The following is an 18,161-nucleotide window of genomic DNA, read 5'->3' on the forward strand; positions in this document are numbered from 1 at the left end:
TGAATGCCAAAGAAAAGGAGAAAGAAAAAAAGGAACTTATTTTTGATACATTTTTTTCATATCTTCCATTGGATTATGCATATCTTTGTGAAACAGAACCGGAAGATTCTGATTATTTTGGAATTAAAAGGAAAGTAAAACAGCATTATGCAATATTTCGAAAAGAATTTGTAGAAAAGTCTGTTTACGTTGCATGCGGAGTCATGATTTTTACATGTTGCAGATAGCTGGGAGAGAAGTATATGACATTTGTACAGGAGAATAAAGAAAAAAATATCAGAATTGAAAAAATGGGAATAACGGATATTTCGGCAGTTGTCAGAATGTGTGATCAATGTGTAGGAGAAAAACTTTATTCCGAAAGTGAGATAAGAGATGCGGCAGTAAATCCTGACAGCTTTATTTTTCTTTTAAAAAATCAGGAAAACATGCTCTGTGGTTACGTATATTTTCAAAAAACAAGTCAGGATGAAATGGCAGATTTTCTGAAAATAGATCAGGCAGTATTAAAAAATCTGATGGGCTCTGAAAAAAATACGCTTGTTAATTTCCGCTCTATAGGAATCGAACCGAAAATGAGGAATAAGGGCTTATCAGAAATTTTGTTTTCTTTTGCTATAGAGTATTCGCAGAAAATATTAAAAGCAGATTATATGCTGGGAGCCTTCTGGAAAAAATATGATGAAATTCCTATGGAAAGTAATTTGCGTAAATTTAAATTTGAACATTTACTGACTGTAAAAAATATGTGGTATGAAAATGAAAAATTAATATGTCCTGTCTGTAAGGGACGATGTACCTGTTCAGCAGAGATATACATAAAAGAGCTAAAGGAGGAGATGCAATGAAGATAAAGCTGTTGCCAAAATTTGTGATATCATTAGTAACTCTTGGGGTAGTGCTTACTCTTTCAATTTCACTGTTCAGTTACACTAGTTCAAAAAAATATTATGAAAATGCCTATGCAGAACGTGTACTGATCGGGAGTAAAACCATTGCTGAAATGCTTTCGGAAGAAGACATAAAAACTATTATTGCAGCAGATGGTGACCAGACAGAAACTTATCGTGAAATGTACGAGTTGATGAATAAATTAAAGGAAGATAATGAAGTTACTTATTTATCACTTGTTGTTCCGGATGAAGACAGTGTAACATTTTATATTGATACCTGTGTGGAAAGCATGGGGGATCTTCCTGAGAATCAGATTCCTTATGCATCAGACATTCTGTATACAGATGCGGCAAATGGAGATGATGATCTGCAAAATTATCATGTGATCTGGGATTATTATTCAAAAAATGAGGCACCACCTATGCCTCTTGTTACAGATAACAGTTATGGATACAATTATACTGCTGTGTGCCCGATTCTGGATGAAAACGGAAAGGCGATAGCTGAAATTCAGTATATTCTGGATATGAAGCAGGTAAGACAACATCTTAACAGTATTTTATATATGATGTTTGGTATTTCTTTCGGTATCATAGCTGTTGGTATAGTTTTTTATATTTTGTTTGTGCGGAAAGCGGTCACAAATCCATTGGGAAAACTGGCGCAATTTACACAGGATATTACACTTTCCAGTGAATTTCATAAAAAAAGTATTTCTATCAATACTGGTGATGAAATAGAAGAATTGGGGAATTCATTTAATTATATGTTGGAAAAACTGGATGAATATCTGGATAATCTGCAAAAGGTAACCGCTGAAAAGGAAAGAATCGGAGCAGAACTTGATGTTGCAGCAAAAATTCAGGCAGATATGCTTCCATGTATTTTTCCGGCTTTTCCGGAAAGAAAAGAGTTCGATATTTTTGCTTCTATGACTCCGGCAAAAGAAGTTGGTGGAGATTTTTATGATTTCTTTCTGGTGGATAATAATCATCTGGCAATTGTTATGGCAGATGTATCTGGAAAAGGAGTTCCGGCAGCGCTGTTTATGATGATTTCAAAAACATTAATAAAAAGTGCGGCACAGACAGGGATGTCTCCTAAATATATTCTGGAAAAAGTAAATAATCAGCTGTGTGAAAATAATGAAGCAGGAATGTTTGTAACAGTATGGATTGGTCTGCTTGAAATTTCAACAGGAAAAATGATCTGTGCAAATGCAGGACATGAGTATCCTGCTATCCGAAGAAAAAATGGACAGTTTGAATTGCTTAAAGACAGACATGGATTTGTGCTGGCAGGCATGGAAGATATGAAATATACAGAATATGAAATTACACTTGAACCAGGTGATATGATTTTTGTATATACAGATGGAGTTGCAGAGGCTACAAATGCAGAAAATGAGTTATTTGGCACAGAGCGGATGCTGGAGGGCTTAAATTCGGCTACATATGAAGACTGTAAAGATCTGCTGCAGGCAGTTCATAAAGAAATTGATGGATTTGTGGGGGATTCGCCACAGTTTGATGATATTACCATGCTTTCTCTGAGAATATCAGATATAGATTGTATAGTTGAAAATTAGATGATATAGCCAGAGGGTATACAGTCTGGAAACTTTATCTGGACCGTATACCCTCTGAATTTGTTTTAGATGATAATAATCTGCTTCTGAGTTTCATGGTAAAATTTCCTGTCGTTTTTCAGACACAGGAGTTTTTCGTATAAATTAGAGGAGAAGATGTTTTCAGCTAAAATATGTTCTGCTTCTTTATCCTGCAGTTTCTGCACATCGGAAAGTTTTGTGATAAGAGGAATTCGGCTGTGCTGCTTGATCTGGCTTAGCAGTTCACTGCTTTCCCTGCAAAAACCAAGAACTCTGGCAAAGGGAATCTGTGTCGGCACAGTATGGATATTTAATATAATATGAAGCAATGCCCTCTGTATCCTTGTCTGAGTAAGCTCTCTGGTTTTTAAAACAGCAACAGACTGGGAGAAGGACGTCAGAAGGTTTTGCTGATTTATGATTCTTCGTGCAGAGATCCTCGGAAACATCCATATAGGAAGAAAGGCTTTCTACATTTTCCTTCATAAGGCAGTAAGAAAGAATAGAGTCCAGAGAATTTTCTGTGAGAAATTCACCGGAGTCCAGCGCCTTTTTGAAAACGTAAAAAGCATCTGGCGGAATCTGGGATGACAGTATATTGACAATTTTGTTATCCGAATTTCTGCCTGGATTATTTATGTCTGAGATTGCCTCTGGATGGCTGCTTCCCGAATCTTGAATAAGACTGCGTATAGCAGTTGCAGATGCAAAAAAATCAGTGGATGACTGTAAATCAGGGGAGGGGCTTGCTGAATCTCCTTCAGGGACAGTGGTTTCATGATACCCCATCCCTTCCCTGCGGAGGGTGACAGGGCGGATCCGGCTGTTCAGGCGGAGAAGTGCCTTACAGTATTCGATTCCCAGAATATTATTGGGAGTGCTCAGAATCTGTGTCACTTCATTTAACAGAGGAGTAAGGACTCCGTCAAAATCGTCACCGCTGAAGTTGCGTGGATTCTTAAAATATTCTGTCAGCGCCTGGCTTCTGGCAGCGGGAAAAGTCAGACCCTCGCTTAAAAAGCTTTTCAGCAGCTTCTTATATTCTTCCGGTTCTTCTACAAGGATCTCAGCCAGTTCTTTCAGTGCGCTGATCTCCCCTGACTCACTTCCGAAACATAGCATATCAACAACACCAAGGCTGTCCAACAGGGAAACACCGCCCATTGCAAAGGCTTCCGCACTTGCCGTAGAGACAGATACCGGCATTTCGAGCACAAGGTCTGCACCGCACCGCAGAGCCATTTCCGCCCGCGCATGTTTGGAGATGAGAGCAGGGGTGCCGCGCTGTACGTAATCTCCACTCATGGCAACGATAACATAATCTGCCTTTAACTTTTCCTTTGCATACAGGATCTGATATTCATGTCCTTTGTGAAAAGGATTATATTCTGCAATAATTCCTGCTGTTTTCATAAATTTACACAGATGCTCCTTTCTGAAATTCTGTAGAGTTCTCTTTTTTTACCATATTGCATCTTAAAAAAAACTTTTTTATGTCATATTCTACCATTCAGATGCTTGAAATACAAGGCTTCAGGAGTTATAATGAAAACAGCGCAGAAAACAGATTACAGTTCACGGAATATATCCGGTGAATGGTAATGATATCTGGTACACAGACATTGTGATATCAGAACTGCTATATGAAAGGAGCCATTTTAATCATGGGATTTATTGACACACTCAAAGAGAGAGCAAAAGCAAACGTAAAAACAATCGTACTTCCGGAGACAGAAGATAAGAGAACTCTGGCAGCTACAGAGAAAATTTTAAAAGAAGGAATTGCAAAGGTTATCCTTGTTGGTAACGAAGAAGCTGTTAAAAAGAGTGCAGCTGAAGACGGATATGATATTTCCGGCGCACAGATCGTAGATCCTGCTACATCAGAGAAAACACAGGGATACATTGACAAGTTAGTAGAATTAAGACAGAAAAAAGGCATGACACCGGATCAGGCTAAAGAGATTCTTCTTAACCAGTATCTGTACTATGGTGTAATGATGGTAAAAATGGGCGATGCAGACGGTATGGTATCCGGTGCATGTCACTCTACAGCTGATACATTAAGACCATGTCTTCAGATTCTGAAGACAAAACCAGGTACAAAACTTGTATCCGCATTCTTCTTAATGGTAGTTCCAAACTGCGAATACGGCGCAAACGGCGCATTTGTATTTGCTGATTCCGGTCTGAACCAGAACCCGACTTCAGAAGAGCTTGCAGCAATCGCAGCATCTTCTGCAGAATCCTTCGAACTTCTTGTTCAGGAGAAACCAATCGTTGCAATGCTTTCACACTCCACGAAAGGCAGTGCAAAACATGCTGATGTAGACAAAGTTGTAGAAGCTACAAGAATCGCAAAAGAGCAGAATCCGGAACTTGCACTTGACGGAGAATTCCAGCTTGATGCAGCTATCGTTCCAAGCGTAGGTGCTTCTAAAGCTCCTGGAAGCGAAGTTGCAGGTAAAGCTAACGTACTTGTATTCCCAGACCTTGATGCAGGTAACATCGGATACAAACTTGTACAGCGTCTTGCAAAAGCAGAAGCTTATGGACCTGTAACACAGGGTATCGCTAAACCTGTAAACGACCTGTCCCGCGGATGCTCTGCAGACGATATCGTTGGTGTAGTAGCTATCACAGCAGTACAGTGCCAGGCTGACGACAACAAATAAGATTTCAGTCAGACAGTAAAGCGGACTGAGAATTGTTTTATCGACTACATAATGTTAAAGGCATCGGAGGAGATATTTCTGATTCTGATGCCTTTGATATCATTACTCATATTTCCCTGGAAATGATGAGAATATTAATATTATAATATGAAAGGAAAAGCTGACAGAAATATTCGAAGACTTGTGTCAGGATTATTGACAGTATTCGAAATTTGTTGCCGGCAGAATATGAAAATGAACGTATTAGTAATCAACTGTGGAAGTTCATCCCTTAAATATCAGCTGATCAACTCTGATTCAGAAGCAGTTCTTGCAAAAGGTCTCTGCGAGAGAATCGGTATCGACGGAAGATTAGTATATCAGAAAACAGGCTGTGACAAAGAAATCACAGAAGCTGCAATGCCTACACATAAAGAAGCAATCCAGATGGTACTGGATGCCCTCACAAATGACAAAACAGGTGCAATCGGAAGCCTGAAAGAAGTAAACGCTGTTGGACATCGTGTTGTACATGGCGGTGAGAAATTTGCCAAATCTGTAGTGATCACAGACGAAGTAATCGCAGCAGTAGAAGAATGCAATGACCTTGCACCACTTCATAATCCTGCAAACCTGATCGGCATTCGTGTATGCTCCGAACTTATGCCGGGTGTACCTCAGGTAGCAGTATTTGATACAGCTTTCCATCAGACAATGCCTGCAAAAGCATATCTCTATGGTCTTCCGATCGAATATTACAAGAACTACAAAGTAAGAAGATATGGTTTCCACGGAACATCTCACAGCTTTGTTTCCAAACGTGCTGTTGAATTCCTTGGTCTTGACAAAGATAACTCCAAAGTTATCGTCTGCCACCTTGGAAACGGTTCTTCCATCAGTGCTGTTGTAAACGGTGAGTGTGTAGACACAACAATGGGTCTTACTCCACTTGAAGGTGTTGTTATGGGAACACGTTCCGGTAACATCGACCCGGCTATCATGGAATTCATCGCTAAGAAAGAAAACCTTGATATCGCAGGTATGATGAACGTTCTTAATAAGAAATCTGGTCTTCTTGGATTATCCGGCGGATTATCCAGTGACTTCCGTGACCTGAACGATGCAGCTCAGAGCGGAAACGAAGATGCAGCTAACGCAATCGACGTTCTCTGCTATGGTATCGCTAAATTCGTTGGCGGATATGTTGCAGCTATGAATGGTGTAGATGCGATCGTATTTACAGCAGGTATCGGTGAGAATGCTATTCCTGTACGTGAGAAAGTTGTAAGCTATCTTGGATACCTCGGAGTTACACTTGACAAAGAAGCTAACGGTGTTCGTGGAGAAGAAATCGTAATTTCCACACCGGATTCCAAAGTTAAAGTTGCTGTAATTCCTACAAACGAAGAGCTTGCAATCTGCAGAGAGACTGTAGCACTGGTTTAATCAGATCAGGCAGGTTTCTTGCTTTCAGATGACTGCGTTTCGCATATCTTAGGATGTAGCGGTGTGTAGAAAGATCAGGCAATAAAGTGCCTGTAATGTGTCCGGACGAGAGAAATATAGTTCGTATAAAACTATATTTATATAGAAGAGAAGGGTGTATCCTGTCAGGGGCACCCTTCTTTGCACCTTGCGGTGTTTTTAAGAAGATATCCCGTAAAGGAATATTACTTGACAAAATGTGAAATTTTTCTAATTTATCGTTGACAAAAGCAAAGACGGTATGTATAATAAAACAAGTGTGGATAGGAGAAAAGTATGCAGATACATTTATCAGATATTTCATCCAGTGAGGGAATGCGTATTCAGAAAACAGTGGAGTTTGGAATGGATACGATCACCTTTCAGTCAGGAAGTTTTCCGGTGCTTGCAAAAGAGCCGGTAGAGCTTACTATTACGAATACAGGTGACAGAAATCTTGAGATTAAAGGAACAGGTAAGATTACCGTAGGTATTCCCTGTGACAGATGTCTTGAGGAGGTTTCAACAGAGATTCCTTTAGAAATCGAGCGAAAACTTGATATGAAGCTTACGGATGAAGACCGTGTGAATGATCTGGACGAGAGTTCTTATCTCACAGGTATGGACCTGGATGTGGACCAGCTGGTCTATCTTGAGGTACTGATGAGCTGGCCTTTGAAGGTTTTATGTAGAGAAGACTGCAAAGGAATCTGTAGCCAGTGCGGGAAAAACCTCAATGACGGTCCTTGTGGATGCGTCGAGGAACCTAAGGATCCCCGTATGGCAGCTATCAGTGATATATTTAGTAAATTTAAGGAGGTGTAACATAATGTCCATCTGTCCGAAGAATAAATCTTCCAAAGCAAGACGCGATAAGAGAAGAGCAAACTGGAAAATGAGCGCTCCGAACCTTGTAAAATGCAGCAAATGTGGCGAACTGATGATGCCGCACAGAGTATGCAAAGCTTGCGGAAGCTACAACAAAAAGGAAATCATTAAAGTTGAAGACTAATTCTTAATGATTACAAAGCATGGCAGGTTGTCCCATCTACTGGGGTGCCTGCTTTTTTGTATGTGAAAATTTGTCGGCACAGTAGTATCAAATAGGGATTAAAAATTGTTTTTAACTGAATCAGGTAAGCCCCCTGCGGAGGTTGCGAAGAACAATAAGCAGTGGGTGGGGACTATAAAATAAAATGGATGAGGAATAAAGGAAATGAATGAAAAGGGGAAGGTAAACCAGATCACGGAAGGTGTGATCTGGAAACAGCTGCTGTTATTTTTCTTTCCTATTGTATTTGGAACGTTTTTTCAGCAGATCTATAATACGGCAGATACGATCGTTGTGGGAAGATTTGTAGGTAAACAGGCGCTTGCGGCAGTAGGTGGTTCGGCCAGTCAGATTGCCAATCTGATCGTAGGCTTTTTTGTTGGATTGTCCTCGGGGGCTGCGGTTGTAATCTCCCAGTTTTATGGGGCGAAAGATAAGAAGGGTCTAAGCAAGGCATTACATACGGCGTTTGCATTTTCGCTTGCAGCAGGTGTGATTCTTACAATTGTGGGAATCTTTTTTGCCAGACCGGCGTTGTTACTCATGAAGACACCGGCGGATGTGGTAGATGATTCTGCTATTTATCTTCAGATATATTTTGGCGGGATCATTTTCAACCTGATCTACAATATGGGAGCTTCGATCCTGCGTGCGGTGGGAGATTCCAAAAGACCATTGTATGTTCTGATCGTGACATGTATTTTAAACATTGTGTTAGACTTGTTTTTCGTTGTGGCATTTCACATGGGAATTGTCGGAGTGGCAGTTGCGACAGTTACTTCCCAGGTGGTCAGTGCGCTGATCGTAACAGGAATGTTATTAAAGACCAGGGAAATCTATGCACTGAAAATCAGCCGGATTCGGTTTGACAAGAGGATGCTGTTATCGGTACTTTGCATCGGCATTCCGGCCGGGCTGGAATCTGTAATGTATAATATATCGAATATTGTGATACAGGTATTTGTAAATAATCTTGGAACAGATACAGTGGCAGCCTGGGGAACACTGGGAAAAATCGATGCTATATTCTGGATGGTGATTAATGCGTTTGCGATTTCCATTACTACCTTTGTAGGGCAGAACTTCGGGGCAGGCAAATATCACAGAATGCGAAAGAGTGTAAGAGTCTGTATGATCATGAGTATGATAAGTTCGGCAGTGATGATCCTGCTGATGTATGGAGGTGCACCATGGATTTACCGCTTATTTACGACAGACAGTGCAGTAATTACTCATGGTGTGCATATGAGCCGTTTTTTACTGCCATCCTATTTTGTTTATGTAATCATTGGAATTCTTTCCGGTGCACTACGTGGAACCGGAAAAGTTCTGGTGCCAATGCTCCTTACATGCGGCGGGGTATGTTCCCTGCGAATCCTCTGGCTCTTTACAGCAGGACAGATGTATCCTGGAATTAACACGATCATGCTCAGCTATCCGGTTTCATGGAGTATTACAGCGGTCTTATTCATTGTATATTATTTTATGAAATTCCCGGGAAAAAAAGAAAAAGTAGAATAAACATATAAACAGTAACTCATTTTTCATGAAAAAATGCGATTTATCCTATATCTGTTGCTAAAAGTTCTCAGATAGGGTAATCTGAAGATATACATGAAAAATAAGTTGCTGTTTTTATATTATTGGAAATTATACTCCATAATATTCCTGTGATATGAAAAGGCCTCTGGGCTGGATTGTACTGCAGCGGAGAGAATTATATCGTTAAAGAGAACCAGCGCAGGCGGAGAATCCTGCTTGCGGGATTCTTTTTGGCTATGCGTGAATGAAAAGGGCGTTATTATGGTAACAGAGAAGAAAATAAAAAAAGAAAAAGGTGTAATTGTATTAGCAGTGTTGGCTTTTTGTGCGCTGGGGCTCTGTCTGTTAAAAAGTCCGACAGAGATTTGGGCACAGGCGATTACTGTTCATGATGTGATCGAGCCCAGGGATATCCCTGCAGTGGCTGTTGAATTGAATAAGGACAGTGATGAGATCGTTGAGAAATTGGCAGAGGTATCCTATACGGTTTATACGGATACGGAGACATTGCATATTCCGGTAGTCTGGAATGTTTCTTCTGTAAATATGAAACTGGCTGGCGTTTATACAATAAAAGGTGTGCTGAAACTGCCGGAGGAATATGATCTGGGTGGGATTTCGAGTCCGCAGGTACAGACAACAGTTTCTGTCCAGTATCAGGATAAACCGGACATCAATACCTATTACAGGCTGACTGCCGCCGGTTTATATATTTTCCCATGGATACAGCAGGAAAATCCGGATTCTATGGAAGCATATCTGAAAAAAGACAACGGACAGTGGCTGAATCTGACAGAAGAAGGCTTTGCTTTTTGTGATGAGGAGGGTTTGTATGTTTCCAACCAGAGTATGACTGCCGGAAATACATATTCTATACTGGTGACATATGACAATGGTGAAAAGCAGACTGGCACTTTGCGTTTTCGGTATCTTAAAGATGGAAGTCTGAATATTTACAGTTATCAATATAGCCAGATTGGAGATATCCAGAAACCTGGAAATTGTATTCGGTCTTACGATACCAGCGATGAGAAATACTTAAGCAGATGTGCCGCGTATGCTGTAAAAACGGGCGCAAATCTGAAAAAAATAAAGGAGGAACTGACAGAGGATATAAAACTTCGTGTCAGTACAGCTCAAAAGTTTGAAAATACAGCAGAGAATCCGGAGATCATGCTGGAGTCATCGTGGGATGTAAGTCGGGTAAATACTTCAAAGTCAGGGGTATATAAACTGACGGGAACTTTCGTGATTCCTCAGGGGTATAAGCTGTCAGATGATCTGACACTTCCTGAGGCATGTGCATATATTTCAGTGCAGAAAAAAGGAAATCCACAGATTGACACTTACAGTATGCCTGCGGTAGATATGATTGAATTTCCTATGTTAATGGACGGATTTTCAAAAGCAGATCTTCAGAATATGCAGGTTTATATTCGTGAAAACAAAGGAAGCTATCAGAAAGCAGATAAAGAACTTGTGGAGATCACGTCCCGGGGAGTGCTTCTCTACTGCCGGGAAGTGTTAAAGAAGGGAAATACTTATGATATTTGTGTTGTCCATGAAAAGGGCAGCACCGGAATCTATTCTTTTTCCTACAATGATGAATTTATTGTAAATGAATACTGGCATGAGAGAAATTTTTCGGACAGAGATGAGAAGAATCTTCCGGATATTGTGCAGAAAGCGCCGGAAATAAAACTTACAATAACTCCTGTTCCTGATGGGGCAGAAGCTGACAATGCCCAGAATCAGGAATCAGAAGAAGCAGGTTATGAAAATGGATCTTATAATTATAATTCTGCAAATGCTGGTAATGGACAGGATAACAGGAATACAGGCAATAAAGAATCAGGAACGAAGGTGACAGCAGAAACCGATACGACCAACGATTCAGTGACAGAGCTGAGCACAGACGTGATCACTGCTGTCAGCGGACGTAGATTACTTTTGATGATACAGCAGAATGGCAGTGCAAAATTTGAAAAGCAGGGGATTTCTGTCACGGTTTCTTCGGAAACGGTAAATGCATGGAAGGTAAATGAAAATGATGAGGTGCAGGTTCGCATTGAAAAAACAGCAGAGTTGGCATTTTCTCTGAGGATTTTTGTCAGAGGAGAGGAAGTGACGGAGATTCCGGGGACTGTAGTGAAGATATCAATCTCAGTGTTAAAAGGAATTCAGTCACCTGAAACGGTGGTCATTGAAGATACGCAGGGAAATCAGTATGCAAAGAGCTATCAGGAGGAACAGAAGGTTCTCCAGGTGACACTTGATAAAACCGGAGATTATTTTATTACAGATGGACAGTCATCAAACAGCGTCCAGGAAAATCAAGGAGAGGCAGGAGCAGATCAGACGGGATTTTCGGTGAAAGATTCTGAGACAGAAGTGGCAGTAACAGACGAAATTATGCAGGAAGATGGAGAGATTCTTTCTGACATGAATGATACCGGTGCAGTTCAGGAATCAGAAGAATCAGAACACAGGGAAAGTTTGTTGACAGGGAAAGATTTGAAACAATCTGTAAAAATTTCTCTGGGTTTGATAATAGCAGGAGCGGTGCTTCTGACTGGATTTTTGATTCTGAGAAAAAAACACAGGAAGCAAAAAAGATAACAATTCAATAACACATGGGCGGATAAAAAACTGTCCCGCAGCGCAATGGAGCAAAGGGGGTGCACAATGAAGAAAAACTGGAAATATTCATTGATGCTCATAGTGACAGTGTTAACTGTATCTATGGGAGTATTCTTTTTGCTCTATCGTTTTGATAATAAATATACAGCAAAAGGAGATCAGCCAATCCAGGGAATTCTCTATGTTCCGGATGATGATTCGGTTCATTATCTGGCCAGAGAGTGGGAATATTATCCGGATGTACTGCTGGCTCCGCAGGAATTAAAGGAGAATAAAGGTAAGTATTACAGCCGTTATATTTCAATCGGGGAATACGGAGGAATGGATCTTGGCGACAAAGACAGATCTCCTTTCGGAAGTGGGACATACCGGATGACACTTGTGCTTCCGGAGAAGGAAAAGAGATATGCCATAGGTCTGGTAGAGGTTTTTTCTTCCTATAATCTGTATATAGACGGCAATCTGGTGGGACAGGTTGGAAATCCGGATCCGGAAAATTATGAAGAACAGATACAGAACAGAGTATTCACATTTGAAGGAAAAGGAACAGCAGAGATTATGATCGCTGTGACAGACAGACATTCGGTGTCCTCGGGAATTCAGTTTGTCCCGATTCTGGGATCTCCGTTTAAGGTAAATCTGATCAGAGGCTTATCAGTGATGACTTATTCCGTTTATATGGCGTTTACTTTCTGTATTTTACTTTTTGCTTTGTATATGTTTATCCGAACCAGAAAAGCGGAAATTGGATTTTTTAGTCTGCTGTGTATCTGCGTGCTGGGGTATAGCTCTTATCCTGTTTTGCATGCGTTTATGGCTGTAAAGGTGCAGCCATGTTATGGAATGGAAGCGCTGTTTTATTATTTGATGTTTGCATGTGTTGTGGTTGTGCAACAGAAAATTCTGGAAGATGAGAGACGTCTGCCGGAAATTCTGGCGGTCATTCTTCTGGCGGTAGGTGTGCTGGTATTTTTGACGGAATTATTTTGCAGTAAAGTGCAGTCGGCGAGAGGCTTGTATTTTATATCAGCGGTTACAGAAGTTATGAAATGGCTGACAGCAGGGTACCTGATTTTTAAGAGTATCAAAGAGATTCAGCGAAAATACAGCAATATTTTACTGACAGGAATTATTGTCTATGCGGCTTCGCTGGCAGCAGACAGAATATGGAAAGTATATGAGCCGGTCATAGGCGGCTGGTTTACGGAATTAGGGGCGGCAGTGCTGGTTTTAAGTGTGGGACTGACTCTGTGGATAGAACTTGCAAATGCTTACAGATTTCAGCTTACATATGGAGAGTACAGCCGCCAGATGGAGCAGAAACTTCAGATGCAAAAACAGCATTATGAAGAACTGACAGAAAAGATGGATGAGATCAGCAGGATGAGGCATGATATGAGGCATCATCTGCGCGTGATCATGTCCTATGCCCAGCAGGAAAAGTATCAGGAGATGATGGATTATCTTGGAAAATATTCGGCTGCCATGACGAAGGAAGAGGCGGTGATCTGTTATTGCAGAAATATGGCAGTGGATGCGGTGATTCATTTTTATGCGGGAGAGTTAAAACAGCGAGGGATTTCGTTTGAATATGATATGATGCTGCCACAGAATCTCTGGCATTTCTGATACAGATTTATGTAAGATTTATGGAAATCTTCTGGAGAATGCAGTAGAGGCGGTAAAAATTCTGCCGCCAGATGTAAAACCATATGTAAAAATTTTTACCAGGATACGAAATAAGAAACTTCTCATAGAGATTTCAAATCCGTATTCAAATGAGATACAGAGAAAAGAAAATGAATTTTATTCAACCAAGCATGAAGGTCTTGGAATTGGAACGGCATCGGTAACGGAAGTGGTGCAGAAAGCAGGCGGCTATGCAGTTTTTTGTACGGAAAACGGGATTTTCAAAGTTAATATTTTTATACCGTTGAAAGCAATGGAAGAAATATAGGATACAGGCATATCTTTGTGTATCAACAAGTCGGATTGTTTTAGAAATCAATTTGTCGACATACCAGAGTATCTGTTTACTCAGAATCTGAGGAAAACAGATACTCCAGATATGCTTTTTTTCTATTGCGTTGGAACCGCGTTTGCGTATAGTGACAAGTTCCTGATTATCCATGATAAATCCTTCATCGGTGGACTGCTCGATATGATCCATGTTTACGATACATCCTCTGTAGCAGGAAAGAAAGCATTTCATGCCGGCAAGGAGTTCTTCGAATTTCTGAAATGTGATGTAGGAGCGGATAACTCCGGCGTCAGTTGTATGTACCTGGATCGCATTTCGGTATGTATCGACATAAAGAATACTTCGGACCGGAATCTTTACAGGGGTGCGGTCAGAAACCAGTTCGATATATCTGGAATTCTGTGATTGTTTAACCTGTATGGTAGAAAGAATCCTGCACAGTTTTTCCGGCTGAAATGGTTTCAGAAGATAATTGGATGCAGTTGACATCGTAGCTTTCCACAGCATAAGAATCACTGCTTGTAATGAAAATTAAGGCAGCAGAATCTTTTGCTTCACGTAATTTTTTTGCGGCGTCCATACCGGTCATATTACCCATATAAATATCCATGATGATCAGATCATAAATGCCGGGGGAATATTTCTGGAAAAAGGATTCTGCACTGGAATATAGATGAATGTCTGCGTCTGTATTTTGTGATTTATAATAGGAAGAGATTACAGAACGTATCTGTTTAAGATCCTCCTTGGAATCGTCAAGAATTGCAATGTTCAAGGGAACACCTCCACGGATAACTGAATCAGATAAAACTCTGGTGTAACCAGAAAATTATCTGCAATATGCTTTTCATTTTAACGTATTTGCAGGAGATATTCAAGGAAAAATATAGTTTATGACTGATAGTCTGGAATGGGTTACTGTTCACTCCGTTCACAGCAACACGCTTCGCGATGCACAGAATTTATGCTAATCGCATAAATTCGCGCGGTATGTCTCGGGTTTTCTGTTGCCAAGCATCCGTAAGAAGCTGCCAGTGGCAGGTTCTGTAGGTGACCTTCGCTCACACAAAACACCTCGCGGGATATTACCAGTGAACAGTAACTGGAATGAAACAGATTGTGGTTATGAAAGATACAAATTGTTGTGAGATATGTGCATTATTTCACAGAAAATGTCGTTTAATCCCATGTATATTGAAAATGTTATCAAAATTTTTTATAGTAAGCTCATAGAAATTCAGTAAGAAACGAAACACATTTTAAGAAAGGAATGGTAAGAAATATGAAAAACTGGAGAAAATTAATGGCAGGTCTTTGCACAGCAGCGATGGTAAGTTCTATGGTAGTTCCGGTGTGGGCTGCGGATGATGCGGCAGAAGAAGAGACTGCAGATGACGGAGATGTTGCTGATATATCAGAAGCACTGATCGGTATCTGGCAGGACAGCGCAGGAGATATTTATGGATTCTACAAAGATAATTCATTCTTTGGTCAGTGGAAGGACGAGGAACAGGATATTTTAGGTGTTTACAGTCTGGCTTCAGACGGGGAATACACAGCTCTTGCAATGCAGTTTGCAAATGATGACGGCACGTATGATGATGAAAATATGGTAACTTATCTGTTACAGGCAAATGAAGAAGAGAATGTTCTGGAACTCTATGATCCGGACAGCCTGGAGATGACAGCAACTCTGGAGCCTTATGAAGCTTCTGGTGATGAAGCTGATTATAACGAGATTTATCAGCAGATGGGAAATACTCTGACAGAATGCTATTCTGGTGTTACAGAAGCAGGAGAAACTTTTATTTATGGTGACAATGATGACGGAACTTTTTGCTCTGTGATCGTGATCAATGACAATGATGAGTATGTAAGTTTTATCGGTGAGGGTACTTTTGATGAAGAGAATGGTATGGTAACGATTACTGATGAAATATCTGAAATGTCACTTACTTTTGGCGTTGCTGTAAATGATGATGATACTTTGACACTGGATATGGGCGATCTTGGAAGTGCAACTGTAGAGGAAGCTACGATTGCGGTTGCGGTTCAGGGGCTGAAATATGCAGTTGAAAATGGAACTGAGATGAACTAACGCTCTCTTCTTGAAAATAAATAGTGTTTGGGATGCTCCCCTTCGGGTTTGCCTGGAGGGGAGCGTTTTTTTGTATCTTTGAAAAGGGATGCGCAGAAAAATAGTTTGTTTGTTACTGTTCACGCATCACTATCCCGCGAGGTGTTTTGGCATGAATATGCCAAAATCCCGAGACATACAAGCCAAAATTCCATTGCCGCAGGCAATCTGGAATGAATTTTGGCTACGTTACTGTGAACGGAGTGAACAGTAACGTTTGTTTTGGGAGGGAGATGTTCTGGATAACTGGGGGGTTTTAGAAAAGGGAGAAAAATGGTATAATGGTAGACAGATTTGTTCCCGGGTCAGGGGGACGAAAATTATGAGAGAGGTTTTGATTTATGAATATTTTGAATATAGAGCATGTTTCTAAGGTGTTTGGCGAGAAGGTGGTTTTGGATGATGTTTCTTATGGGGTGCATCAGGGGGATAAGATTGGGATTATCGGGATCAATGGTACTGGGAAGTCTACGATTTTGAAGATTATCGGTGGGCTGGAGGAGCCGGATGAGGGGCAGGTTATTACGCAGAATGGGCTGCGGATTACGTATCTGCCGCAGATGCCCCAGTTTCCGGAGGGGGCTTCGATTCTGGATTATGTGGCAGAGGGGAAATGGCAGAAGGACTGGAGTACGGAGAGCGAGGCCAGGAATGTGCTGAATAAGCTGGGGATTGTGAATCATGAGGAGAAGATTGATCATTTGTCTGGCGGGCAGAAGAAGAGGGTGGCTTTGGCGAGGACTTTGGTGAATCCTTGTGATGTGCTTCTTCTGGATGAGCCGACGAACCATCTGGATAATGAGATGGTTACCTGGCTTGAGGATTTTCTGAGAGGTTTTAAAGGCGTTGTGATCATGGTTACGCATGACAGGTATTTTCTTGACAGGGTTACGAATAAGATTCTGGAGATTTCTCATGGGAATCTTTATGCGTATGAGGCGAATTATTCGAAGTTTCTGGAGCTGAAGGCAGAGCGCGAGGAGATGGAGCTTGCGAGTGAGAGGAAGAGGCAGAGTGTCCTTCGCATGGAACTGGAATGGGCGAAGAGGGGCTGTCGTGCGAGAAGTACTAAGCAGCGTGCGCGTCTGGAGCGTCTGGAAGCGTTGAAGAATGGGAAGGCACCTGTGAGGGATGCAAACGTAGAGCTGGATTCTGTTGAGACGCGTATGGGTAAGAAGACGATAGAGCTTCATCATATCAGCAAGAGCTTTGGCGAGAGGAAGATTCTGGATGATTTTAATTATATTGTGCTTCGTAATCAGCGTCTGGGTATCATTGGTCCGAATGGATGTGGAAAGTCGACGTTGATTAAGATTATAGATGGAGTGGTGCAGCCGGATGCGGGTGAGGTGGAGATTGGTGAGACGATCCGTATCGGCTATTTTGCGCAGGAAGTTCCGGATATGGATACGAATCAGCGTGTGATTGATTATATTCGAGATGTTGCGGAATATATTCCGACCAGAGATGGTAAGATATCTGCGACTATGATGCTGGAGAGATTTTTGTTTGATTCTGCGATGCAGTATGCGCCGATTGCCAAGTTGTCTGGCGGGGAGAAGAGGCGTCTGTACCTGTTGAAGGTTCTGATGGAGGCACCGAATGTGCTGCTCCTGGATGAGCCAAGCAATGATCTGGATATTCCGACATTGACAATTCTGGAGGATTATCTGGATTCTTTTGCGGGGATTGTAATCGCGGTGTCTCATGACAGATATTTTCTGGATAATATTGTGGACAGGATCTTTGCTTTTGAAGGGGATGGACATCTGACGCAGTACGAGGGCGGATATACGGATTATACAGAAGCTCTGGCAAGGAAGGGAGTAACAGTATCTGATGGTTCGGGCGCGGCTGTTGATGTGGAAAAGAAGAAAGCGGCGCAGTCAGACTGGAAGCAGAATCGTCCTCAGAAATTGAAGTTTACCTATAAAGAGCAGAGGGAATTTGAGACGATTGATGATGATATCGCTGCTCTGGAGGAACTGTTGGAGAAGCTTGATAAGGATATGGAGGCGAATGCAACTAATTCTATGAAGCTTCGTGAGATTATGGAGCAGAAAGAGAAGACGCAGGCAGATCTGGATGAGAAGATGGACCGTTGGGTTTACCTTAATGATTTGGCAGAGAAAATCGAAGCGCAGAAGAATGAGAAGTAGATTACTGTTCACACACCACTATCCCGCGAG

16 protein-coding genes and 1 pseudogene are annotated in these 18,161 nt (G+C 41.3%); 13 read left to right on the forward strand and 4 right to left on the reverse strand.

Annotated features, from left to right (window positions below):
• From AC058W_RS14770 to AC058W_RS14780, 3 genes are all read left to right on the forward strand, one after another.
• The coding region (locus tag AC058W_RS14770) for a hypothetical protein (protein WP_479390250.1) at positions 1 to 227 on the forward strand (227 nt) is incomplete at its 5' end.
• Positions 228 to 473: 246 nt separating this feature from the next.
• Positions 474 to 848: a hypothetical protein gene (locus AC058W_RS14775; protein ID WP_147417049.1), complete on the forward strand. Its 375-nt coding sequence runs from the start codon at positions 474 to 476 to the stop codon at positions 846 to 848.
• Positions 845 to 2,482 (forward strand): SpoIIE family protein phosphatase, encoded by a 1,638-nt coding sequence (locus tag AC058W_RS14780; RefSeq protein ID WP_182464963.1) that lies wholly within the window; start codon positions 845 to 847, stop codon positions 2,480 to 2,482. The genes AC058W_RS14775 and AC058W_RS14780 overlap by 4 nt, the downstream gene beginning before the upstream one ends.
• A gap of 65 nt (positions 2,483 to 2,547) precedes the next feature.
• Here the strand turns inward: AC058W_RS14780 and AC058W_RS14785 are convergent, their stop codons facing one another.
• Together AC058W_RS14785 and AC058W_RS14790 are read right to left on the reverse strand one after the other, a co-directional pair.
• Complete coding sequence (locus AC058W_RS14785; protein ID WP_479390254.1) at positions 2,548 to 2,844, reverse strand: nucleotidyltransferase family protein; 297 nt, start codon at positions 2,842 to 2,844, stop codon at positions 2,548 to 2,550.
• Positions 2,747 to 3,916 carry a tRNA(Met) cytidine acetate ligase gene (locus tag AC058W_RS14790; RefSeq protein WP_479390251.1) on the reverse strand — a complete coding sequence of 390 codons (1,170 nt, stop codon included), beginning with the start codon at positions 3,914 to 3,916 and terminating at the stop codon, positions 2,747 to 2,749. Before AC058W_RS14790 ends, AC058W_RS14785 begins: the two co-directional genes overlap by 98 nt.
• A 251-nt stretch (positions 3,917 to 4,167) precedes the next feature.
• On the opposite strand from AC058W_RS14790, the gene pta reads away from it, so the two are divergent.
• From pta to AC058W_RS14830, 8 genes are all read left to right on the forward strand, one after another.
• Positions 4,168 to 5,178, forward strand: coding sequence for a phosphate acetyltransferase (gene pta, locus AC058W_RS14795; RefSeq protein WP_117674740.1), 1,011 nt, complete (start codon positions 4,168 to 4,170; stop codon positions 5,176 to 5,178).
• Positions 5,179 to 5,412: 234 nt separating this feature from the next.
• Positions 5,413 to 6,603, forward strand: a complete 1,191-nt coding sequence (locus AC058W_RS14800; RefSeq protein ID WP_117674845.1) for an acetate/propionate family kinase — start codon at positions 5,413 to 5,415, stop codon at positions 6,601 to 6,603.
• A gap of 315 nt (positions 6,604 to 6,918) precedes the next feature.
• Positions 6,919 to 7,446, forward strand: a complete 528-nt coding sequence (locus AC058W_RS14805) for a YceD family protein (RefSeq protein WP_117674741.1) — start codon at positions 6,919 to 6,921, stop codon at positions 7,444 to 7,446.
• Between the two features lie 4 nt (positions 7,447 to 7,450).
• Positions 7,451 to 7,633, forward strand: a complete 183-nt coding sequence (gene rpmF / locus AC058W_RS14810) for a 50S ribosomal protein L32 (protein WP_008704709.1) — start codon at positions 7,451 to 7,453, stop codon at positions 7,631 to 7,633.
• A gap of 204 nt (positions 7,634 to 7,837) precedes the next feature.
• Positions 7,838 to 9,193, forward strand: coding sequence for an MATE family efflux transporter (locus AC058W_RS14815; RefSeq protein WP_118609645.1), 1,356 nt, complete (start codon positions 7,838 to 7,840; stop codon positions 9,191 to 9,193).
• Between the two features lie 237 nt (positions 9,194 to 9,430).
• On the forward strand, positions 9,431 to 11,833 hold the full coding sequence (locus tag AC058W_RS14820; RefSeq protein WP_147417122.1) for a hypothetical protein: 2,403 nt from the start codon (positions 9,431 to 9,433) through the stop codon (positions 11,831 to 11,833).
• Between the two features lie 66 nt (positions 11,834 to 11,899).
• Positions 11,900 to 13,483, forward strand: a complete 1,584-nt coding sequence (locus tag AC058W_RS14825; protein ID WP_479390252.1) for a hypothetical protein — start codon at positions 11,900 to 11,902, stop codon at positions 13,481 to 13,483.
• A gap of 61 nt (positions 13,484 to 13,544) precedes the next feature.
• Entirely contained in the window at positions 13,545 to 13,811 is a 267-nt protein-coding gene (locus AC058W_RS14830; RefSeq protein ID WP_479390255.1) for a GHKL domain-containing protein, read from the forward strand.
• 249 nt (positions 13,812 to 14,060) lie between these two features.
• Here the strand turns inward: AC058W_RS14830 and AC058W_RS14835 are convergent.
• Positions 14,061 to 14,342 (reverse strand): annotated as a pseudogene (locus AC058W_RS14835) (LytR/AlgR family response regulator transcription factor); the annotation flags it as partial.
• Positions 14,245 to 14,610 (reverse strand): LytR/AlgR family response regulator transcription factor, encoded by a 366-nt coding sequence (locus AC058W_RS14840; protein ID WP_479390253.1) that lies wholly within the window; start codon positions 14,608 to 14,610, stop codon positions 14,245 to 14,247. The pseudogene AC058W_RS14835 and the gene AC058W_RS14840, both read right to left, overlap by 98 nt.
• A gap of 507 nt (positions 14,611 to 15,117) precedes the next feature.
• Between AC058W_RS14840 and AC058W_RS14845 the strand changes: the two genes are divergently transcribed.
• Positions 15,118 to 15,933, forward strand: coding sequence for a hypothetical protein (locus AC058W_RS14845; RefSeq protein WP_117674745.1), 816 nt, complete (start codon positions 15,118 to 15,120; stop codon positions 15,931 to 15,933).
• 380 nt (positions 15,934 to 16,313) lie between these two features.
• Complete coding sequence (locus tag AC058W_RS14850) at positions 16,314 to 18,131, forward strand: ABC-F family ATP-binding cassette domain-containing protein (protein ID WP_117674746.1); 1,818 nt, start codon at positions 16,314 to 16,316, stop codon at positions 18,129 to 18,131.
• Positions 18,132 to 18,161 lie beyond the last annotated feature (30 nt).

Source organism: Blautia sp. CGZ-1-C1, assembly GCF_056504575.1.